This is a genomic window from Streptomyces sp. NPDC012508 (assembly GCF_042902595.1).
GTDB lineage: Bacteria > Actinomycetota > Actinomycetes > Streptomycetales > Streptomycetaceae > Streptomyces.
The window spans coordinates 88,620-114,357 of the sequence record NZ_JBIBEO010000002.1 but is presented as its reverse complement, the minus strand read 5'-3'; the positions used below and the strand labels follow the sequence as shown (position 1 = coordinate 114,357).

Genomic DNA, 25,738 nt, shown 5'->3' with positions numbered 1-25,738 from the left:
ATGAGCAGGGTCCCTGTTATCGTGCGCCGATGTCAACGATCAAGCAGTTCCAAGTGACCTTCGACTGCGCGGAACCTGCGCGCCTCGCCGCCTTCTGGTGCGAGGTGCTGGGGTACGTCGTACCGGCAGTCCCGGAGGGCTTTGCCACGTGGGAGGAGTACCACCACTCGCTGCCGCCTGAGGACGAGGTCTACTTCGCGTGCGCTGATCCCTCGGGTGTGGGCCCGCGCGTGCTCTTCCAGCGCGTTCCCGAAGGCAAGGTCGTCAAGAACCGGGTGCATCTTGATGTGCGGGTCGGCACAGGGCTCGTGGGTGACGAGCGCCTGGCCACCCTCGAGGCCGAATGCGCACGGCTGATGGCGCTCGGCGCGAAACACGTGCTCACGCAGCGCGCCGATGGCGTCGACGAGTCGTGCATCACGATGCAGGACATCGAGGGCAACGAGTTCTGCCTCGCCTGATTCTCCTCCGAGACTGCGAGGGGGAAGCCGTCTCCCGGGGACCTCTCAGGTCTCGTATGCGGCAGAAGCTATCCCGTGAGAGTGAGGTTGTGCAGTCGGGCGATGCCGAGCATGGCGTGTCGGACCCCGTCGCCCTTGAGACGGCACTCGCGGAGGATCTTCCAGGTCTTCATACGGGCGAAGACGTGCTCGACGATGACCCGGACATGTTTGTGCGAGCGATCGTGCTCGCGCTTCCAGCCCGGCAACTCATCGCCCGGGGTACGGCTGTGGGTCATGAGGAGGCTGGTGCCCGGATAGCCGCCGTCGGCCATCGTGAGGGTCCTGCCCACGGTGGCCTTCGCGCCAGACTCCTCCCATGCCCGGTAGTCGTTGCGATTGCCGGGCAAAGGCTCACCGACCACAACGACCAGGCGGGTATCCGCGTCAATGACGACCTGGTGGTTGGTGGAGTACCGGTAGTTCTCTGATTGTTCAGCGATGCTGTGGTCCCGGGTAGGCGCCAGGGTGCCGTCGACAACCAGCACGGTGTCCTTGGCGAACCGGCGCCGAGGCTGGAATGCGATGAGCGGGCCGAGCTGGTCAAAGAGGCGGTAGGCCGCCGACTTCGAGATGCCAAACAAGGGGGCGAGTTGGCGCATCGTCAGGTTCGTGCGGCCAGTAAGCGACTACCAACAGCACCCGGTCCTCCAGCGGCAGACCCCATGGCCGCCCCTGGCCCGGGGAGCTGCCGCCCTCGCGGCGAAGCGCGGTCACCAACTTGCCCAAGACGCGCGGGCTCAGCTCGGTAAACGGGGTGCCGTGATCACACCTGACACGATCAAGATTATTGCAGGGGCGAGATCACTTACGGGACAACCCTTAGCGAGGCCGGGCGTTGCGGGGATTGCGCAGGCGCATAGACCCGCGGTCGTCCACGTCGGTCAGTTCGTAGGCGTGGCCTCGATAGGCTTCTTCGGAGCTTCCCCTGTCCGGGCCCCAGCCTCACTGTGCCGACCAACACCGGCCCGCCGTCCGACAGCTTCGCTCGGAACGTAACCTGGCGCTGGCCGGTCCGGGCATCCCGACCGTCGGCCTCCACGTCGGCCGACACATAGAACTCGGCTTTCGCCATTGCCTTTTCTCCCCGTTCCGAGGTCTACGCAGAGCTCTGGGCGGTGACGGTCAACCCTGCGCGGACGGCCGCGTCCAAAATGCTCTGACGTATCTCTGCTGCTTCCTCGGCTGGAAGCGGATCCCGCTCGTACGTGAGTGAAATCATCCAGTCGTCATCCGCGTAACGCCACAGCTTCAGTTCCACCTTGCCCTGCTCCTTGGGGCGCAGCTCACGCCTCCCGAACTCCTGATCCCACTCGTCGTCGAGGCGACCGCGCCGCGTCAGCCCCACGTCCTCGCGGAAGACAGAGAGCCGTCCCTTGCCGAACTCCCCCTTCATGCGGACCCACACCTGGTCATTCATCTGCATCTCTTTTCGGGTGGTTGATGATCCAATCACTCCCGCGGAAATGTGTCGAGATTCCCTTGCCCACTTCGGTCCTGTCCGGAGGGCCTTCCGACGTGAACAGAGCCGGGGCCACCTGACGTCCGGTCTCCGGCTCCCACCCGGGCTGTTGCTGCACGCCAGTCCGGGGCGGTCGCGCGGCGGCCGCTGATCATGGACGCGATCCACGATGCTCCTGCTGAGGTGCTTGGGCGCGTCGGGGCGACGGCGTACGGGTTCGAGCAGAGCCGTGAGAAGGGCGACGGTGAGGTCGGCTGGTACCGGTCGGCGACGCCTCCGATGCTGGCTGCGCTGAGAGAGGATGATTCCGCGGCCGCGGCCGCGGCCCGTATCGCTGTGGTGCGTGAGCGGGCCGAGCTCGGGGGGCGCGTCTGGTGTGGGCGCTGTATTCGGTGTGGGAGGAGACCGCCGCTCCGGCTGGAGTAAGGGTGCCGCCGTCCCCGTGGGGCGTGCGGCTGAGGCGGAGTACCGGTCGCGGGCTGACGCGTTCTGGGAGGTCCTGGCATCTGGGGCGTGGGACTCGGCCCCGGCGGATATGGGGCGAGATTGCGCTTGATGTCTACCGAGCTGCTACCGACCCGGCATGGCTTGGTGAAAGGCGGGGAGGCGGTGCGGGAGCCGGCCTAGCCCATCCAAGTGCAACCGGCGCGGATCCGCCGACGGGCCGGGCAGACACCGATGGATCGTGGTCCGAGTCAACGGTTCCGGCAACCGGGCGAGCGTACTGGCGATCTGGGAGAGCAGTTCTGCGCCCGTCACGCCGTACTCCACCGCCTTCCACGAATTCCTCTCGGATTTGGTGTTCGACGAAGGGCATCCTGAAGGCGCGCGCCAGGTCCTTGACGAACCGCGCGATGCCATCGCGAGCTCGGGGCAGATCCTGCCCCTGAAGTGCTGGACGCCCGATGCCCACCGCGGCCGCGAAGATGGTGGCGGCGACGGGGTCCGCCTGGGCGAGAGGCGGACCAGGCGGGCCACACCGCCTCCGGCACCCAGCGCAACGGTCGTGGTCGCCCTGACCTTGGTCTCGGCGCCGCCGAGCTTCCCCAGACCCGCCCGCACGCGTCCCTAGTCCCCGGGCCGGTTTCCTGGCGGATCAAGGCACGGTCGTCGGCGAGCAGCACCGCGCAGCCAGTGAGATCGACCAGCTTCGCCGCCCCGGAATCGCTGGGATCGACCAGGGCGACCCTGTGGGCAGCGGTGTCATCGGCAACGCCCCCGTGGGAACCACGTGAAGAACCGCCATGTGCTCCTGCCGCCACAGCCTCGGCCGCGCGCGGAGGTCGAAGGGCTCGCCCTCGCGGCTCCGGTCAGCGCGGACCCGGGGTACCTCCGCCCACACGTAGTGCGGGATGAACGCGCATAGGGTCCCCTGCCACATCCCTGCGAGGAACGAGGACGGCTCGCGCCGACTCAGGGCCGCGAGGATGTCCATGGCGAGGACTGAGGTGTCGAAGAAGGACGTGGTGGCCTCCTGAGAGGTAACTATGGGGAATGGCAACCTTCGTGCTCATCCATGGCGGCGGGGACAGCGGCTGGGTCTGGCATCTCCTCGAAGCCGAGCTGCGCTCGCGGGGACATGAGACCGTGGCCCCGGACCTTCCGTCGGACCAGCCGTCCGCGGGACTCAGCGATTACGCCGATGCCGTCATCGAGGCTGTTGGCGAGCGGCGAAATCTCGTGGTCGTCGGGCATTCCTACGGCGCGTTCACGGCGCCCCTAGTGGCTGACCGACTCCCGGTCGGTCTACTGGTTCTGCTTGCCGGAATGATCCCTGCCCCGGGCGAGCGGCCGGACGACTGGTGGGAGACGACCGGCTGCAGCCAGGCAAGGGACGATGCGGGCTTGACCGCCATCGAGGACCCCTTCGAAAGCTTCTACCATGACGTTCCGCGCAACCTGGCCGAGGAGTCCATGCGCAGGGAGCGGGAGGAATCCTCCCGGGCCGGCAGCGAACCCTGGCCCCTGCCGGTCTGGCCGGACCTGCCCACGAAGTTCATCGTGTGCAAGCAGGACCGCTTCTTCCCGCCTGAGTTCTTCCGCGACCTAGCGCGAACGCGCCTGGGCATCGTGCCCGACGAGATCGGCGGCGGCCACTGCGTCGCGCTCAGCAGGCCGAAGGAGCTGGCGGACCTGTTGGAGGGGTACCTCCAGAAGTGACGGCAGGGCGGCCTGGACCCCGGCAAACGCTCTGCGGGGGGCCTGATGGACCTGCTGCGCCTCCGACCCCCGGCTGCGCAACTCGACCAGCTGCCCGTCCTCGGGGTCCTCCGCTTCCTGCCCGGTTTGGCCGATGCGGCCGCCGCCTCGGGGCCTGCTCCAGAATGTCGATCCTCGTGAGGAGCACGGTGATCAGGCGGCCCATCTGGTAGATGCCCTGCCGGCCCGACGCAGCGCAGCGTCCAGACCAGGGGAGGGGCGCCCCCTGCTCCTCAACCGTCAGCGCTGCTCATAAAGGCGGCATGCCTTCGCCAGCATGGCCTCGCGACCGCGGTTCCTGAGGCGCGCTGGCGGTCGCCGTCGTGGGCGGCCGCTGGCAAGGCGACGTCGGAGACGATCGCGCCAGCCGCGAGAGCGGTGGTGGCGATCCGGCGGGCGGTCGAAGAAGCTCCCCTCGGGAACAGAGCTCCACCAGCCGATAACTGCTGGTGAGAGCTGTGCGGGTCCCCGTCCCGTGCGGGCCGAGGAGCCAAACACTGAAGGGTCGCCGACCGCGCCGGGATACCAACCGGGGCCCGTTACCGGGTACAACTCCGTCTTCATCGCCTGTATTGATCAATCACCCCCCGGCGGGCGTGGCCCTGAAATTGACTGTCTGCTACACCTACCCGTTGAGGGAATACACCCGGCGGGCGGGCGCAGGGAAGATGGGCTACCTCGACTTCCTCGACCTGGTCCTGTCCGAGGAACTGGCCGTCCGGCTTCGACCATCCGCGCGAGATGGTGCGCAACGGATTCCCCCCACCGTGTACCGCCCCGAACACCGGCACAGGCACGTCGCGCCAGAGGTGCGGAGGCCCCTGCGATCGAGAACCTGCCCGGGGCGAAGCGGCGGAGGATGGCTGTCGGGACAGCAGCACGGAGTGCGAGACCGTCCAGCTGCCCCACCGAAGGCGACGTCACCGCACGCCTCCCTGGTCGCCGTCGCCCCCATCCGCCCGAACTCCGGCGTCTCCTCAGCACGACCACCTGCATACGTTCGCAGCCTCAAGGTGTGCCGGACGGATTCGGGGGCAAAGGGGGGGAGCTGAGCGAGTGCCTTGCTCCAGCCGTCGTCTGCCGGATACGCCCCCACCCGCGCAGGCGACGGCGCTGCTCATGCCTCAGTCGGACTCCCGTCGCGTTGCTTTCTTCCTGGCCGCGGTCTTCTTCTTCGGCTTGGGCATCTTGTGGACGGTGGCGTGCGCGCCCACGCCGCGGGACACCGTTGCCCTGGCCCTCCGACTCCTCAAGCGCGGCCATGCGGTCGTCGAACTGCCCGGTCGGCGTGCCCTCCGCGCCTTCGGGTAGCCGGTGGGCGGTGCCCGATGCTGAGTGTCCCTGAGCGCGAGCGCACCCTAGAACTTCTGCTTGGTGGGCGCGGGGCGAACGTAGGCGTCATTGCAATTGGTGAGGTGCTGTCGGATGAACGGTGCCGTTCCGAGGACGAGGACGGCGAAAGACGGTCAGACGTTGAAGGCCAGGCTGAGCGGCGAGGCTGCTGTGCTGGATGCCGTAGACCGCGTACCAGTTGGCGGCGAGATCGGTAGCCAGGATGACGCAGGCGAGGTCGGTTCCTTGGCGTTTACCCCTGACCAGGAACAGGGCGGCGAGCGCGTCGAACAGCGCCAGCGGCGACCAGTAGGGGTTGAGCCGGCCTGGACCCCAGTCGTATGGATGCAGGCTGTGGCCGAGGAGGTCCGTGACGTGCGCAAAAGCGCCGACGAAGAGCAGGATGGCCGCCATGCCGTAGACCAACAGGACCGCCCAGCGCGGGGCGTGGTGCATGCATCCGATCACACTGTGGATCGTCCCACCTGAGGACATGCCCATCAGGTCGCCAGCTGCGGCGGGGACGTGAGCGTGTCCGGGGTCGATGTCGGCTGGTCGGACATGGAGTCTGGCGAGGACGGCCGTCGCACCGGCCGAACTCTCTCAGGTCTTGAGGAAGACCTATTGATGATGGAACTGAGTGGGCGTGATGGTGCGGATATGCGGCGTTAGGTCACTGGGCAAGGCTGGGTGATACGCGCGTGCGGATCCTCATCGACGGCGACGGCGGCGGCCACGGCCGGAGGTGAAGGCGCCGGAGAGGGCGGCTGCGGGGCGTTTGCCACCGGCGAGGATCCGGAGCAGGGTGGACACGGGGCTGCGGCCGGTACCGCGACGTCCGGCCGGGCAGCTGGAGGCGGAGCGAGGAGGAGAGACCGATGACCGCACCGAAGTCCGGCCCGGAAGCCGTGCCCGTCGTACGCCGCCAGGGCGAGTCCGAGAGTGTGTTCTGGGAGCCGAGTGAGCGCTGGGTGCGTGCGACGGCGGGGGAGATCACGGTCGTGGACAGTCGTAGACCGGTTCTCGTGTGGGAGCCCGGTCGTCCCGTCCCCCTCTACGCCTTCCCGACCGGGGACGTCCGGACGGACCTGCTGCGGCGAACGGAGCGGCCCGCCAGCCGGCGGCGCCACGCGGGAGCCACGGTCTTCTACGATCTCGTGCTCCCCGATAGGACCGTCGGGGCGGCGGCCTGGACCTACGCCGGAGAGGATCTGGCCGGCCACATCAGCTTCGAATGGTTCGGGCGCGAGGTCCTCGACCACTGGTACGAGGAGGACGAAGAGATCTTCGTGCACCCCCGCGACCCGCACAAGCGTGTGGACGCCCTGCCCAGCAGCCGCCATATTCAGGTCGAGATCGAGGGCACGGTCGTCGCGGACACACGCGCACCGGTTCTGCTGTTCGAGACGGGTCTGCCGGTGCGCTTCTACTTCCCGCGGGAGGACGTCCGCCTCGACCTCTTCACGCGTACCGACGGGCGCACCCGATGTCCGTACAAGGGCGTGGCGAGCGAGTACTGGTCCTGGGCCGGCGACGGCGACGTGCGACCCGACATCGCCTGGAGCTACCCCGACCCCCTGCCCTCCGTAGGGATCATCAAGGACCGGGTGGCCTTCTACGACGAGTCCGTCGACGTCGTCGTGGACGGAGTGTGGCGCGACCGGCCGGTCACATTCTTCAGCCGGCCGTCGCGGTAGTTCCGCACAGGGCCTCGCCCCACCGGACAGTGACATCCGGCGGGCGGAGCTGCGGAACAAGATCCCGCCATCGAGACCGGCACCCCGGGCACGAACTGAGGAGCCGGCCGAGGCCGGCTGACCGTACGAGGCGCGACTCGAGCCTCAGGGGCTGGCCCCTGAGGCAGAAAGGCGGCCAGGGCCAGCCCTGAGGACCGGTCACTTTCGCCAGAACAGGTGGTGCGTCACTCCGCTCGGGCTGGGCACGACATCGAGGTGGAACCGGTCGAGAAGCTCATCGGGGGATCCCCAGAGCCGTACTCCGGACCCGAGCTTCACCGGCGAGACCGCCACGTGCATGGTGTCGACGAGGTCGGCATCGAGGAACTCCCGGATGGTGGTGGCTCCACCGCCGAGTCGGACGTCCTTGCCCTGCGCCGCCTCCCGGGCCTGCTCGAGGACCGTGGCAGGGTCGCCGTCGACGAAGTGAAAAGTTGTGTCGGAGAGCGTGAACGAAGGACGCTTGTGGTGGGTCAGGACGAACACCGGGGTGTGGAACGGGGGCTCGTCACCCCACCAGCCCTGCCACTCGTAGTCGTGCCAGGGCCCACGCTGGGGCCCGAACTTGTTGCGGCCCATGATCTCGGCGCCGATGTTGCGGGCGTAGTCCCGCGTGAGGTAGTCGTCGAGGCCCCGGCTCCCTCCGGGGTCGGTGCGCATAGGCCAGCTCGCCGTGGCGCCGGCCCAGGAGAACAGCCTCTCGGGGTCGACATGACCGAATGGCCTCTCGAGGGTCTGGTCCTCACCGGCACCGATCCCGTCACTTGAGACGTTGAAGTTCTGGACTCTCAGCAGCTGAGCCACGTGCTCCTCCTGTGTTGTCAACAACGATGGTGAGACCTGCCGGGCAGGGCAAACTCATCGCTGCCTCCGTTGCCGGTCTCGGGCCTGACCATCGGGATGTCGAATGCGCGTCCTGCAGCCGTCTGATGTGGCCTGACGCCCCACGGCCTCCGCAAGCTCCCACTGGTGACCGTGGCAGTGGTCGGTCACTTCGCCACCGCGGCGCGCCGCTCCCCGCTCGCTGCCCTCGCCCCTCTCGCCGCAGGGGCCAGGGTCGGCTGCTGTCGCTGGGGGAGTCAGGCTTCGGCGACGTCGGCCGCTCGGGTGCGGCGACGTGTCCCGACCCTGCTGGGCGCAGCTGACGGAGGACTGCGTACCGCCAAACTCTGGCGCGCCCCTGACCCTGCTCGCCCTGCCTGCTCTTCCGCACCATCACCGCCGCGCTGCTCCTCGTGCTCGTGGATGCGGCCGCGGTCGTTCTCAGGCTCGCCGTCGTGCGGCTCGTATGCGCCATCACGCTGATATCCGCCTTCGCCCTGAACCTCACCATCGCTCTGGGATCCGGGCTGGCCGTGGACTACAGCGTATTCCTGCTCTCGCGCTACCGCGACGAACGCGCCACCGGCGCGGGATGGGAAGCGGCCCTCGCCGCCGCGCGCAGGGCGACCAGCCGGTCCATCGCCTACTCCCGCGCTGGCCGTGATATCCACCGGCCGGTGATCACGCCATCGGCCGCAACGCCCGTTACTGACTGGCAGGAATGGCCGCGAGCAGGGTCCCGGACAACGGGCGGATCGCGTGGCCTCCAGGGGCGGCAGAGGGCAGAGGGTGGATCGCCCGGGACGGGGGCGGGGTGACCGGGCGTGGCTCGGGAGGGAGCGTGAGAGGTGTCGGGGCGGGGCGGGTCCGGCCGCCCGGTGCGGCGGGGACCGGAGAGCGGGCCGGGCGGCGGACCGCGCCGTGGGGCCCGTCCGTGGGGGGCCTGAGCTGAGCTGGGCTGGACCGTGCTGGTCAAGGCCGGCCCGGCCCTGAGAAGAAGCAGGCCTCTTCCTGCGGCTATCGCGGAGAAAGAGGTGTCGTCGTGGCGAGGGGCTTGCCCGCCGGCCTGACCGGGCACGATGCTCAAGATCGCAAAAGTGGGGGTCCCGCTCCCGGGCACACCTCCGGTGCAGCTCCTAGTGCAACTTTCGCAGGCACCTCGGCATGGGCTTGCCCACCTCCGCAGCGCAACCGGACCGCCGGCTCCTTCCCACCTCTGACGCGGTACCGAAGGTCGTGGCGGCCGGGCTCGCAGCGGTGGCGGACGAGGTCGCGCCCCGGGCCCACCCGCGCGTGGTCCGGGCGACGGATGGCCGCGGGCGCCGGGGGGATGGCAATGCAGGTGTCGGCTAGGCGCGCGGCCGTCAGCTGTGGATGCTGGTCGGCATGTTCGACCGTGCGGTAGGGCAGGAGGAGATGCCGGACCGGGCCGTGCGTACGGCCGGCGCTGCGCGTGTTCGGGGCGCTGGCCGAGGTGCCCGTCAGGGCTCCCCTGACCTGCGCCGGTACAGTTGCCGCCGCGTCGCAGCGTGGGGTGCGCTGTTCTTGGGGTGGGGTGCTATGAAGCGGCTGGTATGTCAGTGTTGGTGATGGGAAGCCTGGCAGTCTCCTGCACGTCCTCGCACGAGGAAGCGCGGGTACGCGTGGCCGAGGCGTGCGCGGATTACGACAAGGCTCTTGAGCCCGGCAGCTCGGGCACGGAGAGGGCAATGGACGAAGAGCTGCGCAACGTGACCGAGGAGGTCGCGCTGGCTGCCCGGCAGGACAGCCGGTGGGACCGGTTGTCCACCGCTATGAAGGACCTGCAGGAGCTGCGTGAGCAGGCAGCCATCTTCGCGGACAACGAGCGCGGCCAGGCCGAGCGGCATGCCGCCCAAGCCGAGCTGGCGCGGCTGGACCCAGGGAACGTCTCGCTTGCGATTGATCAGGAGTGCCGCAAGGCGACTGCCTGAACGACATCTGACGCTGTGGCTACCGCGCAGCGGCTCGTCGACGAGTGCGCTCGCCGTGTCGAAGACCTGGACGTCGATGGCCCGTCCGGCCCCGCCAGCGGGACCGGACGAGGCCTGTCGATGCACTTCCTCGAAGCGTGCAGGGTCCACCTTGATGCCGAGGCCGACCGGCACTTCGGGGTCCGCCAGCCCGCAGGACGGAGCCTGTTCGCCCGCATCTCAGCGAGGTGAGGTGACGCGGCCAGAGCAGTGATCGCGCGTCACCTCACCTCGAGGCCGCACGGTAGCGGCGGCGCTCTGCGCTACGACGATGCGTCAGAAGAAGTACGAGCCGTCGACCGTGCCGTCCGCCTTGTGCTGGCGATGAACTCACCCCCCGGCCTGGACCGGTTCGCTGAGGCTTCAGTCGAATTCGAGCAGGACGAATCCGACCAGGGCGGCGCGCGGCGCGGGTACGGTCGGACGCGCGTACCAAGTGAGTACAACGAAGGAAAGACGATGCTGACGGAGAACACCGAGCGGACCGCCGAGAATCTCGCCGCAGAGCTGGCCGGCCTGCGCGGGGTGGACTGGGGGTCGGTCTGGTTGGGACCGCCGCAAGGTGGATCGGTGGCGTTCCGCGAGTGGTGCGGACGCTACGGCTGGGACCCCCAGACGGTCGAGCGGAACCTTGAGGTCCACACCCGCACGGGCGGAGAGTTCACCTTCTGGTCGAACGGCCTGTGGACCCCGGTCGACACCGTGACCCACTACGCCTCCCGCCTTCGGGCCTCCGCGCCGACCGACAACCCTGACGTCATCACGCGTGCCGAAGCGGCATGGCCGGAGTATCTGCACGCGGCCGAGAGCGTGCTGGGCCCGGCGGAGTGGAGCGGCTCCTGGGACGCGCCCGACTTCCCCGAGCCGCCGGAGCCCCGGTTCTGGCGCGAGCGAGAAGCCCGCCTGCGCAGGCGCAGCCCGTACCGGCTCGCCGTCTGGCAGCCCGTCGGCGACCCGCCCAACCAAGCCTTCTTCGCCCTTTCGCAGTCCGTGTCGTTCCCGACGTGGACCACCGACATGCCCGGCAGTTCCACCATCGCGCTCGACATCTACGCCCCCGCCGGCTCGCGGCGGCAACGGTGACCTACGACGCCTCTCCCACGAAGGCGGAGATGGCCACGGCGTTCCGGCTCAGGGAGGAGTGGCAGAAAACCGCCCCGTCGCGAGAAGCATTCCGTCACCGGCAAGGACTGGGGCAGCACCCGCTTCGAACTGGACTCGTGGACGAAGACCGCCGACGAGATCCTCGACAAGGTCGCCGCCTACTGCCGGCGAATCTCTGACTCAGATCACTCGGCGGATTCAGCATGGCGGCATGGTCCAGCGCCGCTGGGTCCTGCGAGGCGGTCCAGGCATCGAGCGCCCCGGAGCACACCGCGCCCCCGGCACCGATGGCGAAACCGCCCCGGTGGTAGGTCGTTTCATACCCGGCTACCTGGCTGCTTCCGGGGGACGGTCTCGGTGGCCACGGGCGGTTGCGGACAGCCAGCCGAGATGTGGCTCTGGATCCATGAGCTTCGGGCTCTCGCTCGGGCGTCTGGTCTTCGGTTTGTTGGTGTGGGCGTCGCGGGTCTTCCTGGCGATCAGCATCATCGGACGGATCACCTCTCTCGTGACGTGGACGCCTCTCGGGATGTTGACCTCCGGCGCCGACCGCGTGATCTCCGGCATCCTCGTCGCCCTGCGGGTGTCTACGTACTACGTCATCCTCAAGCGCTGAGCTGGGACGGACAGCCCGGCCCGGAGTACGTGCGTGTCCGCCGGGCAGGGGCTGCTCGGCGCGCGGGGTTCAGCAGATCGCCTGAGCCCTGACATCCGCCGAGACGAGCTTGCAGGGCCGCGAGGGCCTGGGGGAGGGTGTCGACCAGGCGGTACGGGGTTGCACGGGTGACGTACCGGACGGTGGCTGTGAACTCCGCTGGCCGGAGCATCGAGAGAAGTCCCCACCGCGATCGATCCGTCAATGTCAGGACCGCTCTCGTGACCCTGTCCCTGCATACGCGTTGGGCATTGCATGACGACACGCACTCTGCTCGGGGCAGCCGCCCTCACTGCCCTGCCTCTGCTCCTTGCCGGCCCCGCCCACGCCGACGGCCCCAGCCGCGTCGAGGTTGCTGCCAACGACGTGAATGACACGGCTGGCGCACTGGCTGGTCCCGCCGGTCTCGGTCTCGACAGCGTCGCTCACTCAGTCGCCGGACACTGAGGTCGGCGCCCGCTGCCTCCGGGCCTTGCGCAGGTAGGCGCCGTGCTCTTGGCGCACCGGCAGTTTGTCTCCGAACAGCCGCCTGCGGGCCGGGGGACCGGGAGTGTGCGAGGAGGTGGAGGCTGGACGAGTACGCTGCGGCAGGCGGCCTGCCGCCGCCAGGGAGCATCGACGGCGGCAGGCCGTGAGACGCGCCGGCCGCCACAGACCTGGAGACACGAAGCCATGTGATGGCCATCGAGGGGTCGCCCCCTTGACGTCCTCGGTTAGAGCGGTCGGCGAGGATACCGGCTCTGGAACGGCGACGCCTTCCGCACACGCGAGGACCCTCACCGACGGCGGCGCGCCCGGTTCAGATGCGGTCGCAATGGCGGCTAGGGGTGGCCGGCTTCGGGCTCGTGAAAGGTGATCGCCGCGGAGGGACAGACGCCGGCGGCCATCCGTGCGGCCGCACGATGGACGGTGGGCGGCTCGGCGTGCAGCAGGAGTACGAGGCCGTCGTCAACATCCTGGTCGAAGAGCGCGGGTGCGGTCATCGCGCACATCCCGGCGCCGATGCAACGCTCACGGTCCACGCTCAGGTGCGACCTGCTCATTTCTTGTCCCAAGTGACAGGGAGGCTCTTCACCCCGAAGATGTCCGCGGTCTCCGGGCGCAGGCCGACTTCTTCGGCAGGCACGGCCAGGCGCAGCGTGGGGAAGCGGTCGACCAACGCGCGGAACGCGACGCGCATCTCGACGCGGGCCAGCTGCTGACCCAGGCACTGGTGGATGCCGTGGCTGAAGGCCAGATGCCCGGCGGCCTGCCTTCGGATCTCGAGGGTGTGGGGCTCTGTGAAGCGCTCGGGGTCGCGGTTGGCGGTGTTGTAGGAGAGGACGACCGTCGTGCCGGCTTCGATGGTCTGGCCGCCCACCTCGACGTCCTCAAGTGCCGTCCGATGGAACGTCTTGGCGACGCTCAGATACCGCAGCAGCTCCTCCACCGCACCGTCGGTGAGCTCGGGATCGGCGCGCAGCGCGGCCAGTTGCTCGGGGTGCTGGAGCAGCGCGAAGGTGCCGAGGGACAGCATGTTCGCAGTGGTGTCGAAGCCGGCCGCGAGCAGGATCAGGCTGATTCCCTTCAGTTCCTCGTCGGTCAGATCGCTGTCGGTGAGTTCGCTGAGCACGTCGTCCGTGGGCTTGGCTCGCTTGGCGGCCACCAGCTGTGCGAGGTACTCCTGGGTGGCGGTGTAGGCCGCGATCAGCTCCTCATCGCTCACTTCACCGCCCATGAACGCGTCGATCTGCTCCTGGAAGGAAGCCCGGTCTTCGTACGGCACGCCCAGGATCTCGCAGATCACGATGGTGGGAATGGGCTTGGCGAACGCGGTCACCAGGTCCGCCGACGGTCCGGCCTCCTCCATGGCGTCCAGGCAGTCGGCGGTGATCTGCTCGATCCGCTCAGTCAGCAGACGCATCCGCCGTACGGTGAACTTGCCCACGAGAGGCTTCCGGTAGCGGCTGTGCTGGGGATCGTCCATGAGGAGGAACTCACCGGGCGGGGCCGGAGGGAGCGCGAAGTCGACGACGTTCATGAGCTCCTTGCGCGAGCTGAACCGCGGGTCGGCCAGGACCGATCTCACCAGCTCGTATCCGGTGATCAGCCATCCGGGCTTTCCGCCGGGGTGGGTGTACCGGCTGATGGGGCCGTGCCGACGGGCGTCGGTCAGCTCTGTCGGCGGGGCGAAGGGACAGCCGGACTGACGCTCCGTCGGTAGCGTCGTGACGGTGTGAACGGATTCACTCATGGCCGGTCCTCATCTCGCGATATGACGTGTTTGACGATTCTCGAAAGCTACGTTGCATTCATCCTGTCGTCAATCACGCAATCGCTTGACTGCAGGTAAATTGCTGCACATTGATGCAATGGCCTGCCACCAAACGCAACGTTGCGTTGCAATGAATGGCGTTGAAGGAAATACTCGCGGCATGCCAGGAGACGGTTGACCGCGCAGAGCGCCAACGCACGTGGCTGGACTCGCCGACGGCCTCTCCTGTGCCGAGATCGCGAGGCGGATCGAGCGCCGGCCTCGACGATCAGCCACGAGGTGCCACGCGATGGCGGCCCCAGCAACTACCGGCCCAGCAGGCCCAGCAGGCCCAGCAGGCCCAGCAGGCGACGGTCGAGCGGGCGCGACGTGGCCGCCTGGCGTCTGCATCAGAGGGCCGACCGCCAGGCGCCGGTATTCCGAGGACGAGAGCATCGCGTCGGCGGTCCGGTGGGGGATGCAGAGAATGACCGCGCGTGTACATGTAGACCTGTTGCTACTGTCCGATGACGGCAGGCGTACCGCAGCCCAGTTGACCGACGGCATCGGTCGTCCGCACCTCGCCGAGGTCGGATTTCTTGTTGATCCGGCCGGCCATCGTGCGCAGCGAGCACGGCTTTGGTCGACTGAGGCCAGATCGCCTCGCGGAGGGTGTGCCGGTCGCGACGACGGCGTCCTCCAGGTTGTCGGCTGAGGCGACCACGTGGGGGCGTCCTTGGAAGGATCGGGCCGCTCCCTCGGTGGGAGGTGCGGCCCGCCCCCTCAGCCGATGCTGGGGACGGGCCGGGTGTGGAGGGACGATGCCCCGCGACGTACTCCTTCGTACCTCGCTGCGAGCACAGGGCGATCGCGGTCGCCGAGAGGGCCAACGCGGTGACGAACCCGATCAGCTGGGTCTCAGCCGAATCGGTGTCGAAGTCGGCCTGGGCCACCATGTCGCCTATCGCCGCAACGGACAGACTGGAGATGGTGCCGAGCTGCAAGGTAAGTCGCTCGGCTCCGGCCCAGTGCCTCCTGCGAGAGAAGCGCACCTCGCCACGGCCGGTCACCGCGCAACCGCCGGCACCCCGCGGGGTGACGAGATGGATCCTCAGCCGACCCGAGACGCTGACTGACATCGAACAGCTCCGGCTCAAGGCCGTCCTGGCCAACTGCCCTGAACTCGAAGCCCTGACCGGTCACGTCCGGTCCTTCGCCCACATGCTCACCGAGCGGCAGGGGGAACGACTTCCGCAGTGGCTCGACGCCGTCCGCCAGGACGACCTTCCCAGCCTCCACACTCTCGCGGTGGGCATCGACCGAGACCGCGACGCAGTCATCGCCGGCCTGACCCTGCCCTGGAACTCCGGCGTCGTCGAAGGACACGTCAACCAGATCAAGATGCTCAAGCGCCAGATGTTCGGTCGCGCCTGCTTCGCACTGCTGCGCAAGCGGGTCCTCCTCGCCCCCGTGGCCGATGTCAGTGGCTCCTGGAACCATGTCTTCGTCCGAGACAGCCGTATCAGGAGCCATGCATGGGAACGTGGGGAACCGGCCCGTTCGACAGCGACCTTGCTGCAGACTTCGTAGATGGACTTGCGGGACTTACCCACCAGCAGGTCATTGACGTGCTGGGGCGGGCATTCCAGCGTGTCACCGACTCAGGAGAACGCTTCGATGGCGGAGACGGGGCCGAAGCCGTTGCCGCTGGCGCTCTCGTCGCCAGCACCCTCCCGGACAGCCCCATCGTGATCGACCCGGACGACGGCCCCAGGGAACCGCTGCCCACACTGCCGGCCTCCCTTCGCGCGTCGGCGAGACTCGCACTTGACCGGGTTCTCCAGGGCGGATCAGAAATGGCAAGCGGCTGGGTGGCCAGCGCCGACGCCGCCCAGTGGCGCCAGGAAGTGCGACAGATACTCGAAGCACTCGAAACACCCACTGATCACTAATCATGACCGCTTCACAGAAGTCGTGCCAGAGCCCGTTCACCTGGACAGAGTCAGGCGGGCCTGCGTAGCGGCCGTTCGGCACGCTTCTCCGCATGAGACGAGACCAACGAGGCCGAGATGATGTCGAGCCAGAGCCTGCTGGTCATCTGAGAGTCCCACGAGGGCGCACCCGGGATCATCCTGTCCCAGAGGCGTCCATGGCACGAGGGAGGTGATTCGTCCGATGATGCCGATCGACACAGCTGCCACGTCCTCACGCACGAAGGCGACACCTCGGCACGGCCTCACCTCGAGGCCCGCGTCGATCGTCGCGCTTCGGGCGGACTCCGGACCTGAACGGGATGTGGGCGGGACGTGACCTGGACAGCGGCGGAAGCCCGTTGACCGTACAGCGACCGACTCGGCGGATCACCACCCGCTGGGCGGGCTGCGCGGCTCCTGCCGCCGGACGAAGCGTCGGCAGCATGAGCTCACGCCCGAGGCCGTCTTCTTCTCTCTGTATGCCGTACGCCTACGTGACTTGCGCTCGCCTTACGACGCACCCCCGGCTGACGTAGCGTGCTGCTGCGGCCACGCGGGGGAGCTGAGTCCCACGTCGCCGCGCGGCAGCATTCACCGAGGCACGCACTCGTTCGCATCCCGCCACCCCCGTGATCCGTTAGGCGCGGTGACGACGCTTTGGCACGCATCGCACTGTGTCGTGTGCAGGAAGCGTGCGAGCGACCCTCCGACCGCAGAGGAATCACTGTGCGCAGACGATCCGTCCTCTTCGCTGCAGGAGCCCTTCCCGCCACGCTGGCTATGCCGTTCAGGCACGCCTTCGCGGCATCGCCGATGCCGCCCGTGCTGGACCACCGGGTCGAGAGGGTGTACGACGGGCAGTCGTACACCGACCTGTCCACGGAGATCACCAAAGTACGGGGGCTCGCCGCGGGCACGATCTTGGTCACCTTCAGCACGACGAGCCGCAACCCGGCGATGACGCTGGTCAGCGCCTCGGACCGGACGAGGCCGGCGACGGACGTCACAGCCTGCATCAGTGCCGGCAGGCTGCAGTTCTCCGTGCGTGACAACGGAGTCGTCAAGCAGAACCACCTCACGCGCACCATGTACGACGACGGTATGTTGCATACGGTCGCGATCACTGTCACCGGCAGCGGGACCACCTTCTACGCCGACGGGCGCCGCGTCCTGACCACGGGTCAGGCGAACTTCTTCGGCAGTGCAGCCAACCTCACCGCGCTCAACATCGCGCGAAGTGTCGACAGCGAGCATCCAGGCGGCGAAGGGTTCTACTCGGGCACGATCAAGCGCGTGGCCATCTACGACCGCGTCCTGTCCGCGAGGGAGGTGGCCGCAGTGAGTGTGCGCGTCGACCTCGTCGACTTCGGGACAATCTCCTCGATCCTCAACTCGAATACTCCGGCTGTCTGGCTGACCACGGGGGACAGCATCACCCATGGCGCGCTCTGGACCAACGGCTGGCGCAGCTATTCCGAGCACTTCCAGGAGCGACTGCGCTGGGAACTCGGCAAGCCCAAGCACAGCGACTTCGTCATCGACACCGGGGTAAGCGCAAGCACCACCAACGACTTGGTGGCGAAGTTCGCCGAACGGGTCTCTGCGTTCCAGCCCAAAGTCGTGTCGATCATGCTGGGTACGAACGACGCCGTCACGGCCTCCACCGGACGCGACGTGTACCGGGCCAACCTGCGCAAGCTCGTGGCGAACGTCCGCGCACTGCCTGGCGGGGCCGTACCCCTGCTCCAGACGCCCAATCCGGTCGATCTGAACCGGTGGCCGAATCACACCGCCCTGGCCGACTATGTCAAGATCATGCGCGAGGTCGCGGAGGAGTCGGGCGTCGTGCTCATCGACCACCACGCATATTGGCTCGCGACCAACGGCGGCACGGTGCCTCTGAACCTCCTCGGCGACGGGCTGCACCCGGACCAGCGAGGCCACCTCTTCATTGCCAAGAAGATGATCAGAGACCTGCGTGTCTTCGACCCCACCAGCCGTGTCTGCGCTCTGACCATTCCGTAGGTTGCCACCCTCGCGCAGGCTGACCCGGCGGATCCGGGCGGATCCGGGCGGATCCGGGCGGATCCGGGCGGACCCCGGCGGATCCGGGCGGCCCCGGCGTCGCCGTGGCATCCGTGCTCGACGGCGAGGCGTCGGTGAGGCGGTGGCGCGGCAACGGTCGCTGTGTGACCGGGAACCGGGCAGTCGCCCACGGTTCTCACATCAGCTCCTGTACATGAATCCCCGGACGGTCTATGGGTGGCGAGGTTCCGGTACTGATCGCTCAGCAGACTGTTGGCGGGCTCCCGGCCTGCGTAAAGGCCAGGAGATAGCCGTCCAACTGTGAGACCCACTCCACCAGCTCCTGCACGGGCTGTGGGTGGCCGATGATGTCTACAGCCTTGGTGATCCGGTGGGCGTTGTGGAAGCTGGTCAGCAGGTTTCCGGCGGCACCGTTCTGAGAGCCTGGTACGGGCAGGAGGGAGAATGCTCTTCTCGACGTGCACGTTGCACTCGGAGGCCGCGGACCACCCCTCGCCATGAGTACAGCCATGCCCAAACGGCATGCTGACCACAGCTGCGGGGTCAGGCCCGGACCAGGCAACTGGACCCTCCCGCCAAACGCGGGGCAGAGGCCCTCGGAGGACACGCCAAGGCCCCGACCGCTCATCCGGTCGCGGCCTTCGCCGTTTCCACCCTGCCCTTGTCCTCCACGCCGCATGATGAGCACCTCTCGTCACGCAACGTCCTGGGGGGACCATGCGCCGCACAACCACAGCCACCCTCGCCGCCGGCCTGCTCCTCGCCCTCACCGCCTGCGGCACCGCAGACAACCCACCCGCGACACCCTCCGACAAGGGTGGCGCCGAAGCCGCGACCTCGTCACCGTCCACGAAGGCCTACACCTTCCAGGACTGCGTCGCCCTCCTCGACCACGACTTCCAGCAGGGCCAGCCACAGGACGCCTCCAAGGCTCCTGAGTGCGCCCACCTCAGCCCCAGCGACTACCAGCGTGCCGTCGGCGAAGTCCTCACCCAGCACAAGGACGAGATGATCAACCCGACCAGCACTCCGTAGGAGGTAGCGCCCCTGGCCGGAGACCCGCGCCGGGGGCGCCCGTTCCGCCGTTTCGTCGCTCAGGTGAAGGCCCCGGGGATGCCGTGCGCGCTGCGGCGGCTACATCAACCCCAACCTCGACCCCCGCAGCCGCTGGAGCTTGACTCGCCCGAGTCCCGTCACTCAGCGTGCACGTTCCACGGAAAGCGATCGAACCAGTTCTGGTTCTGGCTCAACCTTTGTGGTGCGCCCGCGTTCCGTAACCGTCGATCTTCGTGTCGGCTCTCCTCGATCGTTCTGAAATGCCCCATGCCTGCTGCTGTGCCCGAGCTTCCGGGGCCGTGAGCAAAGTGCTGCTCCGGTTGGAAGAGTTCCTGTTCCTGTCTGGCCCTGAAGTGGCGTGGTGTCAGCGGATGACGACGGCGAGGCATCGGGATCGGAATCACGCGTAAGTCGGCTGGTGCTGACTGTCCAGGCTGCGGAAGATGGTCGAACCGCATTCATGGGTCCTACCTGCGTTTCCCCGGCGACCTACCCAGCGTTGGAAGACGTATGGTGCTGCGTCTGCGGATCCGCCGGTTCACCTGTGCGGACACGTCCTGTAGGGCGGCAGATCTTCGCTGAACAAGTGCCTGGACTGATTCGCCGTCATGCTGAGTGTCCTGAGGTTGAGGTGATCTGCCGGCGCATCGCGCCATCGCGCCTGTCTGCGAACGCCATTCACGGTTCCCAGCTCTGAGAGCGTCACCGCGTTACCAGCTGCCGAAGCTGGCACGTCCCCGTGGCCGACTGGGCACCGCTTCGCCGATCGAACTCGCGAGCAGCACGCTATCGTGCACGAAATGCTCGGCGAAGGGCACAGCCGGCGAGCGGTCGCCCGCGAGCTCCGGATGACCTACCGAACCGTTCAGCGCCTGGCCGACGCGGCAAGCCCAGAAGACCTCTTCCAGGGGCAGTGGCAGAACCGCAGGACGAAGCTCGACGACTTCAAGCCGTACTAGCGCGCGAGCGGTGGGCCGAGGGCTGCACGAACGCCTGGACCCTCGAAAGGAGACCCAGAGCCACGGATACGCCAGTGGGCACGGGGGGCCCGTGCTTACCTTCGTCCCTTCCGGGACACTGGGCCGGAAGGTCGGCCGCCATCGCCCAGGACAGTCTCCGGGTGGATCCTGACCCACCCGGATGCCCTTGCGGAGAAGACCGGACCGTCCACCACGTCGGTGGGCCGCGCGACTCCCTATCGGCCCGGCGGCGCGCAGCGGCGTGGGAGCGTGGCCCTCCTCACGGCCGGTGCTCCCGTACCTGCGGCGCTGTACGGGGGCTTGACCCGCGACCCGGTGATCTGGCCGGCTGGACGGTGGCGCCCACAGACGGCTAAGTCCGGATCGGGTATGGGCTTCTGCCTGAGAGCCTCGGCCAGGTGAGGTAGCCGAGCTTGATTGCCGTGGTGAGGATGCGGATGCTGGTGCCAGTCAGCTCGCTCGAAGGGCTTGCTCCGGTGGGGAGTCGGGAGTGGAGGAACGCGCGCTGGACGGGTCGTTGTACCCCTACAGCGGGCGGCGCCCGACCTCGACGCGGGCGCCAGCGGCCCGGACCCAGCGGCGCCTTCATCGAATCGGTCTCCGGCCGGAGCGACTGCTCGCGGCAGAATGAGTCGGCCCGTCGCCGGTGCGAGGCGGCGGCCTGCACCTGTGGGCAGACCATCCCAGCGCCCCTCATCGATGATGCGGCCCCGGCGCCAACAGCTCGCGGAGGAACCGCAAGCAAGGGGCTCACCGTTGGCGGCGGGGACAGCGGAGCGCAATGTGACCTGGTCTTTCGTGGCCCGGGTCTCGACCAGCTGGCGTGGGCGGACCTTCCGGGCGGGCAGCGAGTGGAGGTTCGCGTCGAAGCAACCCGGCAGTCCTTTGCCGACGCGCCTGAGACGCCACTGAGCGACCACACACGGGTTTGGGCAACGGCCGCAGAGTCGCGTGGTCGCGCGCCGCGCGGTGACCGCTGACCCGCCGGGGGTGCTGTGCACCTTCGCTCGCCACAACGGCACCCAGACTGCGAAGGCGGCATTCATCTCCTTGAGGGAGGAGAGCCGCGGCCGGCCAGCACGTCACAAAGACGATACGGACCTGCCGTTCGACTTGGACCCTGACCTGCCAGCCGTGCAGTGGGGCCGCCTCACCGGGAGCGACGTGCCGGCGCACGACCGTGTTTGGCGAGCTCATGGATGGTCGTCACCCTGCCGAAGTAAGCGAGCGCCTGCCGATGGCAGTCGGCCAAGGTCGCCAGGTCGCGAACCGGCGGTGCAGCCAACCAGTTCGCCCAGGCTGGTCCCAAGCTCCCCGGCGACCCGGGGCCTGGCCTCGTGCAGGTAGAGCTCGGTGCCTCCTCACGCAACTACCGGTTCTCGGGGACGTGCAGGTCATCGACACCAAGCTGGGTGGTCGCGGCGGCCTGGCCGGTGCCGGGCAACACAGCGGACGCGAGGGCTTGGCGGGACTCCGGTCTGGCCCGGCACTGCGCCGCCTGGCCGAGTGGACCGAGCCCGGCGTGAGGCCTCGGCTCCGGGGGAGAGGCGCGTAGTACAGCTGGATCGTCGTGCCCGCCTTCGGAGCGTGCTGGGTGGTCATCTCGTGCTTGGTCACCTGGCGGGGGCCGTTCTTATAGGGGTTGATGCGGCGATCATCTGGAGTCGACAGATACCGGCGCTGAGCCCGAGGTGATCGCTGAACTGGTCAAGGCCGTTGGCCCGTTGTGGTAGGAGCAGCATCAGGATGAACTGCAATCGGTGAGGTGCGGCGTACCCCGTTCCCCACCACACAGACCAGGACCAACGATCACAGCCTCGACGCACGACGCCAACCATGCACGAGCTCGTTGGGTCTGGGGCGAAAGTGGTAGCTGGTCCCTCTGAGGAGCGTGGAATGCCCAGGGACACAAACGAGTTGAGCCCGTCATGACTGAAAAGCCCGCAGCTCCCCGCTCCCTGTCCGACGATGCTCTCTCCGAACTGCTGAGCACTCAGCAGTTCGGCACTCTCGCCACCAATCGGCGCAGTGGCCATCCTCATCTGACCACCATGCTCTACAGCTGGGACGCCGAGGAGCGCATCGTGCGGTTCTCCACCACTGCCGACCGCGTCAAGGTCAAGCAACTCCGACGTGACCCGCGCGCGGCCGTGCATGTTACGGGCGGCAACGTGTGGTCGTTCGCCGTTGCCGAGGGCGAGGCCGAGGTCTCCGAGATCACGACCACGCCGGGGGACGCGACAGGGCGAGAGCTGCTCGCGATGATTCCGGAGACTGCGAGGCCCCAGGATGAAGGCGCGTTCCTGGAGCAGTTGGTCGCCGAGCGCCGGGTGGTCATCCGCCTGAAGGTATCCCGGCTGTACGGGACAGCACTCGACATCGACGGCTAAGACTGGCACAGCCACTCGTTGATGACTGCGACCAGCACTGTTGCCTCGTAGCGGACGGTGACCTTGTGTACCTCGTGGCCACCGCGCGGTGGCGCTTGAGGCGGTTGATGCCGCACCCGACCGCGTGGCGTTCACGGTAGTCGGTCTCGTCGAACTTGGGGGGACGGCCTCCGCGAGAGCCGACCCGTCCGTCCCGGACACCAACCGCTCGAGACCGCGCTGGCCACAGCCGCCGAAACGCCACTGATCACCGTGGAAGGGCGTCTTCGCTCTCGCTCTGCCCGAACCACCAGCGACGTGGACGGTCTTCGTCGACGCACCAGCCGAAATGCGCCTGGTCCGCAAGTGCGACGCGGAGCATCGGGGGGCAGCGCATCGGAGGGAGAACCGGCAATGCGCCCTGTCCCACTTCGGAGATGCGAATGGCCTGCACCTCGTCCAGGTGCAGGCCATTCGCATGTCGCCGGCCCGCGGCGTGGGGGGAGGCCGCTGGCGGGCTGCTCGAGCGGTCCCATCGCTCTTGGCCCATGTGCCCCCGGATCTCCCTTCCATGCACACATCCCATGGATGACCCGTGACCCGCCTCTGCAAGAGGCATACGTGGCAGACGCGTCCGTGCGCTCGACGGAGTACGCGAACTGTTCGCGACCACTCACACTTGCGGACGCTGGCCAGAGGGGCCCCGCGTCTGGTTCGAAGTCGTGGCGAGGAAGGCGACCAGTAGCGGCGTGATCGGGTTTCTGAGGATGACCTGCGTCTGCATCCTGGGCCTTGATGACGAGGAGCATCCTCGGTCGCAGCTACGCCCGTACCTGGCGTCGGCTACCGGGAGGGAACTCGGCGACCCCACGGAGTGGTAGCGCCGCGCATGGCAGTTCCGGTCTACAGGGGGTATCTGCATGACGCAGGCCAGATGCTCGGCGAAGTACTTCAGGTGGTCGGAGAGGCCTTCGCCGAGGATGTGACGCTCGGGAAGAGGCGGGATGGCGCGGGCAGTCCTACGGTCCGGACCGTGATTCGGCCTGTGCCCTGGAGTGAGGCGGGTGGCCGGGGTGGGCGGGCCCTCATGTCTGTGCGCCGCGCCCGAGCCCGGGCGGTCGACGCGTCAGCATGGGGAGGAGCCGGTCCGGGGTGAGGGGCAGGTCGCGCAGCCGCAGGCCGACCGCGTGATGGACGGCGTTGACGACGGCTGCGGCCGTGCCGACGATACCGATCTCCCCGATGCCCTTGCTTCCCATCGGATTCAGGTGGGGGTCGTGCTCCTCCAGCCAGTGCGCCTCGATTCCGCGCACGTCGGCGCACGAGGGAACGTGGTACGAGGCAAGGTCACGCTCGGAGTAGTCGCCGAAGACGGAGTCCATGGTGCTGTGCTCGGTCAGCGCCATGCCGAGTCCCATCGTCATGCCGCCGATGAACTGGGAGCGGGCGGTACGGGGGTTGAGAACACGGCCGACGGCGTAGACGGCGAGCAGCCGGCTCACCCGGACCTCTCCGGTGCCGCCGTCGACGTGGACCTCGGCGAAGTGCGCGCCGAACGCGTGGCGGGCGTAGGGGGACGTCCGCCCCGCCTCTTCCTCGGTGTCCGCCTCGGCGGTCACGCCCTCGGGCGGCAGCGGGCCGGAGCGGGCGGCCAGCGTGTTGCGCAGGGCCGTGCAGGCCTTGTGTACGGCCCAGCCCCAGGAGGCCGTTCCGGAGGAGCCGCCGGCGACGGGCGCGTCGGGCAGGCGGCTGCTGCCGAGCTCGACGCGCACGGACTCGAGCGGAGCCCCGAGGGCCTCGGCGGCGATCTGAGCCAGGACGGTGCGCGCACCGGTCCCGATGTCGGTGGCGTCGACCCGTACGACGTGGGTGCCGTCCGGCGCGGCGTGCGCCGAGGCCTTGGACGGGCTCAGGAGGAAGGGGTACGTGGCCGAGGCGACGCCCGTGCCGGACAGCACGTCTCCTTCGCGGCGGACGCCGGGCCGAGGGTCGCGGCCCTCCCAACCGAAGCGTCTGGCGCCCTCCTTCAGGCAGGCGGCCAGACCCCGGCTGCTGAAGGGCTTTCCGCTGTCAGGCTCCACGTCGGGCTCGTTGCGCAGCCGGAGCTCCACCGGGTCGACGCCCGCCGCCTCGGCGAGTTCGTCCATGGCCGTCTCGAGGGCGTACATGCCGGAGGCCTCGCCGGGCGCACGCATCCACGAGGGGGTCGGTACGTCCAGGGCCACCACCCGGTGGCTGGTTCGGCTGTGGGGGGAGGTGTACATGGTGCGGGCCGGAACTGCGGCCTGTTCCACGAACTCCTTCACCGTCGACGTCTGGGTGACGACCTCGTGGGCGAGGGCGCCGATCACGCCGTCGTCGGACGCGCCGATCCGGACGCGCTGAACGGTGGGCGCGCGGTGACCCACGACCGCCGCGAGCTGATTGCGGGGGAGGGCGAGCCGGACCGGGCTGCCGGTGTGCCGGGCGGCCATTGCCGCGAGCACGACCGGCGGCCGCGGGGTGCCCTTGGAACCGAAGCCGCCCCCCACGTACGAGGAGTCGACCGTGATCCGCTCCGGTGACAGCCGGAACAGTGCCGCGAGGACGTCTCGTACCATGGTCGCCCCCTGGCTGGAGTCGTACACGGTCAGCTCGCCGTCGTCCCACCAGGCCGTGGCGGCGTGCGGCTCCATCGGGTGGTTGTGCAGGGCGCTCATGGTGTAGGTCGCGTCGAGCCGTACCGCGGACGCGGCGAAGGCCGCGTCGAAGTCGCCACGCTCCCGTACGGCCGGATGGCCGCCGTTGGCCTCCTCGGGCGTGTAAAGGCGGGGGTGGGCGGGGTCCAGCTGCACGTCGTGGTCGTCGGGTGCGTAGTCGATCCGTAGCGCGTCGGCAGCGGCCCGCGCGTTCTCCGGGGTGTCTGCGACCACGAGGGCAACGAACCAGCCTCGGTGAGGGACGCGGTCGTCCTGGAGCAGGGCGAGCGTCGGGTCGTCGGCCTCGCCGAGGCGGGGCGCGTTCTCGTGGGTGAGTACGGTGTGCACACCGGGGTGCCGCAGGATCTCCTCCGTGTGCACGGCGGTGACGCGGCCGCGCGCGACGGTGGCGGGCACGGGGCAGGCGTGGAGACAGCCGGGTGGGGTCCGGTCGACGGCGTAGCGGGCCTCGCCCGTCACCTTCTTCCGGGCGTCACGCCGGACGGCCGCCGCGGGGCGCAGGGGTTGGCTGCTCATGGGGCGGTGCCTCCTCCGGTCGTCAGTGTGTGGTGTCTTCCGCTGTCCGCCGCCCCGGTCGTGGG

The 25,738-nt window shown here is 68.5% G+C and carries 21 protein-coding genes and 3 pseudogenes; 16 read left to right on the top strand and 8 right to left on the bottom strand.

Going from position 1 to position 25,738, the window contains the following annotated elements; translation table 11 throughout:
* Nucleotides 1–29 precede the first annotated feature (29 nt).
* On the top strand, nt 30–461 hold the full coding sequence (locus ACFY8U_RS06505; protein ID WP_389566484.1) for a VOC family protein: 432 nt from the start codon (nt 30–32) through the stop codon (nt 459–461).
* A 68-nt stretch (nt 462–529) separates the two neighbouring features.
* Here ACFY8U_RS06505 and ACFY8U_RS06500 read toward each other — a convergent pair.
* Together ACFY8U_RS06500 and ACFY8U_RS06495 are read right to left on the bottom strand one after the other, a co-directional pair.
* A pseudogene (locus ACFY8U_RS06500) lies at nt 530–1,244 on the bottom strand (transposase).
* Between the two features lie 355 nt (nt 1,245–1,599).
* The gene (locus tag ACFY8U_RS06495; RefSeq protein ID WP_389566481.1) at nt 1,600–1,920 is read right to left on the bottom strand and encodes a hypothetical protein; all 321 of its coding nucleotides are present in this window, start codon (nt 1,918–1,920) and stop codon (nt 1,600–1,602) included.
* A gap of 727 nt (nt 1,921–2,647) precedes the next feature.
* Between ACFY8U_RS06495 and ACFY8U_RS06490 the strand changes: the two genes are divergently transcribed.
* From ACFY8U_RS06490 to ACFY8U_RS06480, 3 genes and pseudogenes are all read left to right on the top strand, one after another.
* The gene (locus tag ACFY8U_RS06490; protein ID WP_389566478.1) at nt 2,648–3,034 is read left to right on the top strand and encodes a hypothetical protein; all 387 of its coding nucleotides are present in this window, start codon (nt 2,648–2,650) and stop codon (nt 3,032–3,034) included.
* Nucleotides 3,035–3,456: 422 nt separating this feature from the next.
* Complete coding sequence (locus tag ACFY8U_RS06485) at nt 3,457–4,122, top strand: alpha/beta fold hydrolase (RefSeq protein WP_389566475.1); 666 nt, start codon at nt 3,457–3,459, stop codon at nt 4,120–4,122.
* 677 nt (nt 4,123–4,799) lie between these two features.
* Nucleotides 4,800–4,883 (top strand): annotated as a pseudogene (locus ACFY8U_RS06480) (AAA family ATPase); the annotation flags it as partial.
* A 676-nt stretch (nt 4,884–5,559) separates the two neighbouring features.
* On the opposite strand, the gene ACFY8U_RS06475 reads toward ACFY8U_RS06480, so the two are convergent.
* Nucleotides 5,560–5,949 (bottom strand): hypothetical protein, encoded by a 390-nt coding sequence (locus ACFY8U_RS06475; RefSeq protein WP_389566472.1) that lies wholly within the window; start codon nt 5,947–5,949, stop codon nt 5,560–5,562.
* 422 nt (nt 5,950–6,371) lie between these two features.
* Between ACFY8U_RS06475 and ACFY8U_RS06470 the strand changes: the two genes are divergently transcribed.
* A complete protein-coding gene (locus ACFY8U_RS06470; RefSeq protein ID WP_389566470.1) occupies nt 6,372–7,190 on the top strand; it encodes a DUF427 domain-containing protein in 819 nt (272 codons plus the stop codon).
* A gap of 198 nt (nt 7,191–7,388) precedes the next feature.
* Here the strand turns inward: ACFY8U_RS06470 and ACFY8U_RS06465 are convergent, their stop codons facing one another.
* Nucleotides 7,389–8,033: a dihydrofolate reductase family protein gene (locus tag ACFY8U_RS06465; RefSeq protein WP_389566467.1), complete on the bottom strand. Its 645-nt coding sequence runs from the start codon at nt 8,031–8,033 to the stop codon at nt 7,389–7,391.
* Nucleotides 8,034–8,428: 395 nt separating this feature from the next.
* On the opposite strand from ACFY8U_RS06465, the gene ACFY8U_RS06460 reads away from it, so the two are divergent.
* From ACFY8U_RS06460 to ACFY8U_RS06445, 4 genes are all read left to right on the top strand, one after another.
* Nucleotides 8,429–8,869: an MMPL family transporter gene (locus tag ACFY8U_RS06460; RefSeq protein ID WP_389568224.1), complete on the top strand. Its 441-nt coding sequence runs from the start codon at nt 8,429–8,431 to the stop codon at nt 8,867–8,869.
* Between the two features lie 891 nt (nt 8,870–9,760).
* A complete protein-coding gene (locus tag ACFY8U_RS06455; RefSeq protein ID WP_389566465.1) occupies nt 9,761–10,003 on the top strand; it encodes a hypothetical protein in 243 nt (80 codons plus the stop codon).
* A 498-nt stretch (nt 10,004–10,501) separates the two neighbouring features.
* The gene (locus ACFY8U_RS06450; RefSeq protein ID WP_389566462.1) at nt 10,502–11,125 is read left to right on the top strand and encodes a hypothetical protein; all 624 of its coding nucleotides are present in this window, start codon (nt 10,502–10,504) and stop codon (nt 11,123–11,125) included.
* 427 nt (nt 11,126–11,552) lie between these two features.
* Nucleotides 11,553–11,762 carry a hypothetical protein gene (locus ACFY8U_RS06445; RefSeq protein WP_389566459.1) on the top strand — a complete coding sequence of 70 codons (210 nt, stop codon included), beginning with the start codon at nt 11,553–11,555 and terminating at the stop codon, nt 11,760–11,762.
* An 860-nt stretch (nt 11,763–12,622) separates the two neighbouring features.
* Here the strand turns inward: ACFY8U_RS06445 and ACFY8U_RS06440 are convergent.
* The 3 genes from ACFY8U_RS06440 to ACFY8U_RS06430 form a co-directional block, all read right to left on the bottom strand.
* Nucleotides 12,623–12,844 carry a ferredoxin gene (locus tag ACFY8U_RS06440; RefSeq protein ID WP_389566456.1) on the bottom strand — a complete coding sequence of 74 codons (222 nt, stop codon included), beginning with the start codon at nt 12,842–12,844 and terminating at the stop codon, nt 12,623–12,625.
* The gene (locus ACFY8U_RS06435; protein WP_389566453.1) at nt 12,841–14,034 is read right to left on the bottom strand and encodes a cytochrome P450; all 1,194 of its coding nucleotides are present in this window, start codon (nt 14,032–14,034) and stop codon (nt 12,841–12,843) included. Before ACFY8U_RS06435 ends, ACFY8U_RS06440 begins: the two co-directional genes overlap by 4 nt.
* Before the next feature lie 517 nt (nt 14,035–14,551).
* Complete coding sequence (locus ACFY8U_RS06430; protein WP_389566451.1) at nt 14,552–14,758, bottom strand: hypothetical protein; 207 nt, start codon at nt 14,756–14,758, stop codon at nt 14,552–14,554.
* Nucleotides 14,759–15,069: 311 nt separating this feature from the next.
* On the opposite strand from ACFY8U_RS06430, the pseudogene ACFY8U_RS06425 reads away from it, so the two are divergent.
* The 7 genes and pseudogenes from ACFY8U_RS06425 to ACFY8U_RS06395 all read left to right on the top strand — a co-directional run.
* Nucleotides 15,070–15,495: pseudogene (locus ACFY8U_RS06425) on the top strand (transposase); the annotation flags it as partial.
* A 74-nt stretch (nt 15,496–15,569) separates the two neighbouring features.
* Nucleotides 15,570–15,986, top strand: a complete 417-nt coding sequence (locus ACFY8U_RS06420; protein ID WP_389566448.1) for a DUF4259 domain-containing protein — start codon at nt 15,570–15,572, stop codon at nt 15,984–15,986.
* A gap of 801 nt (nt 15,987–16,787) precedes the next feature.
* Nucleotides 16,788–18,032: a GDSL-type esterase/lipase family protein gene (locus tag ACFY8U_RS06415; protein ID WP_389566445.1), complete on the top strand. Its 1,245-nt coding sequence runs from the start codon at nt 16,788–16,790 to the stop codon at nt 18,030–18,032.
* 738 nt (nt 18,033–18,770) lie between these two features.
* Nucleotides 18,771–19,088, top strand: coding sequence for a hypothetical protein (locus tag ACFY8U_RS06410; protein WP_389566442.1), 318 nt, complete (start codon nt 18,771–18,773; stop codon nt 19,086–19,088).
* Between the two features lie 408 nt (nt 19,089–19,496).
* Entirely contained in the window at nt 19,497–19,691 is a 195-nt protein-coding gene (locus ACFY8U_RS06405; RefSeq protein WP_389568221.1) for a transposase family protein, read from the top strand.
* A 218-nt stretch (nt 19,692–19,909) separates the two neighbouring features.
* Nucleotides 19,910–20,068: a hypothetical protein gene (locus ACFY8U_RS06400; RefSeq protein ID WP_389566439.1), complete on the top strand. Its 159-nt coding sequence runs from the start codon at nt 19,910–19,912 to the stop codon at nt 20,066–20,068.
* 1,949 nt (nt 20,069–22,017) lie between these two features.
* Nucleotides 22,018–22,479, top strand: coding sequence for a pyridoxamine 5'-phosphate oxidase family protein (locus tag ACFY8U_RS06395; protein ID WP_389566437.1), 462 nt, complete (start codon nt 22,018–22,020; stop codon nt 22,477–22,479).
* Between the two features lie 1,064 nt (nt 22,480–23,543).
* Here the strand turns inward: ACFY8U_RS06395 and ACFY8U_RS06390 are convergent.
* Nucleotides 23,544–25,673: a xanthine dehydrogenase family protein molybdopterin-binding subunit gene (locus tag ACFY8U_RS06390; protein WP_389566434.1), complete on the bottom strand. Its 2,130-nt coding sequence runs from the start codon at nt 25,671–25,673 to the stop codon at nt 23,544–23,546.
* Nucleotides 25,674–25,738: the final 65 nt, after the last annotated feature.

What these genes read in the sequence shown, in the direction of transcription:
- ACFY8U_RS06440 (WP_389566456.1), bottom strand. Translation starts at nt 12,844, where the DNA reads ATGAGCAGGTCGCACCTGAGCGTGGACCGTGAGCGTTGCATCGGCGCC.
- ACFY8U_RS06420 (WP_389566448.1), top strand. Translation starts at nt 15,570, where the DNA reads ATGGGAACGTGGGGAACCGGCCCGTTCGACAGCGACCTTGCTGCAGAC.
- ACFY8U_RS06455 (WP_389566465.1), top strand. Translation starts at nt 9,761, where the DNA reads ATGGACGAAGAGCTGCGCAACGTGACCGAGGAGGTCGCGCTGGCTGCC.
- ACFY8U_RS06435 (WP_389566453.1), bottom strand. Translation starts at nt 14,034, where the DNA reads ATGAGTGAATCCGTTCACACCGTCACGACGCTACCGACGGAGCGTCAG.
- ACFY8U_RS06410 (WP_389566442.1), top strand. Translation starts at nt 18,771, where the DNA reads ATGCGCCGCACAACCACAGCCACCCTCGCCGCCGGCCTGCTCCTCGCC.
- ACFY8U_RS06450 (WP_389566462.1), top strand. Translation starts at nt 10,502, where the DNA reads ATGCTGACGGAGAACACCGAGCGGACCGCCGAGAATCTCGCCGCAGAG.
- ACFY8U_RS06495 (WP_389566481.1), bottom strand. Translation starts at nt 1,920, where the DNA reads ATGAATGACCAGGTGTGGGTCCGCATGAAGGGGGAGTTCGGCAAGGGA.
- ACFY8U_RS06390 (WP_389566434.1), bottom strand. Translation starts at nt 25,673, where the DNA reads ATGAGCAGCCAACCCCTGCGCCCCGCGGCGGCCGTCCGGCGTGACGCC.
- ACFY8U_RS06395 (WP_389566437.1), top strand. Translation starts at nt 22,018, where the DNA reads ATGACTGAAAAGCCCGCAGCTCCCCGCTCCCTGTCCGACGATGCTCTC.
- ACFY8U_RS06400 (WP_389566439.1), top strand. Translation starts at nt 19,910, where the DNA reads ATGCTCGGCGAAGGGCACAGCCGGCGAGCGGTCGCCCGCGAGCTCCGG.
- ACFY8U_RS06485 (WP_389566475.1), top strand. Translation starts at nt 3,457, where the DNA reads ATGGCAACCTTCGTGCTCATCCATGGCGGCGGGGACAGCGGCTGGGTC.
- ACFY8U_RS06470 (WP_389566470.1), top strand. Translation starts at nt 6,372, where the DNA reads ATGACCGCACCGAAGTCCGGCCCGGAAGCCGTGCCCGTCGTACGCCGC.
- ACFY8U_RS06475 (WP_389566472.1), bottom strand. Translation starts at nt 5,949, where the DNA reads ATGCACCACGCCCCGCGCTGGGCGGTCCTGTTGGTCTACGGCATGGCG.
- ACFY8U_RS06505 (WP_389566484.1), top strand. Translation starts at nt 30, where the DNA reads ATGTCAACGATCAAGCAGTTCCAAGTGACCTTCGACTGCGCGGAACCT.
- ACFY8U_RS06415 (WP_389566445.1), top strand. Translation starts at nt 16,788, where the DNA reads ATGCCGTTCAGGCACGCCTTCGCGGCATCGCCGATGCCGCCCGTGCTG.
- ACFY8U_RS06445 (WP_389566459.1), top strand. Translation starts at nt 11,553, where the DNA reads ATGAGCTTCGGGCTCTCGCTCGGGCGTCTGGTCTTCGGTTTGTTGGTG.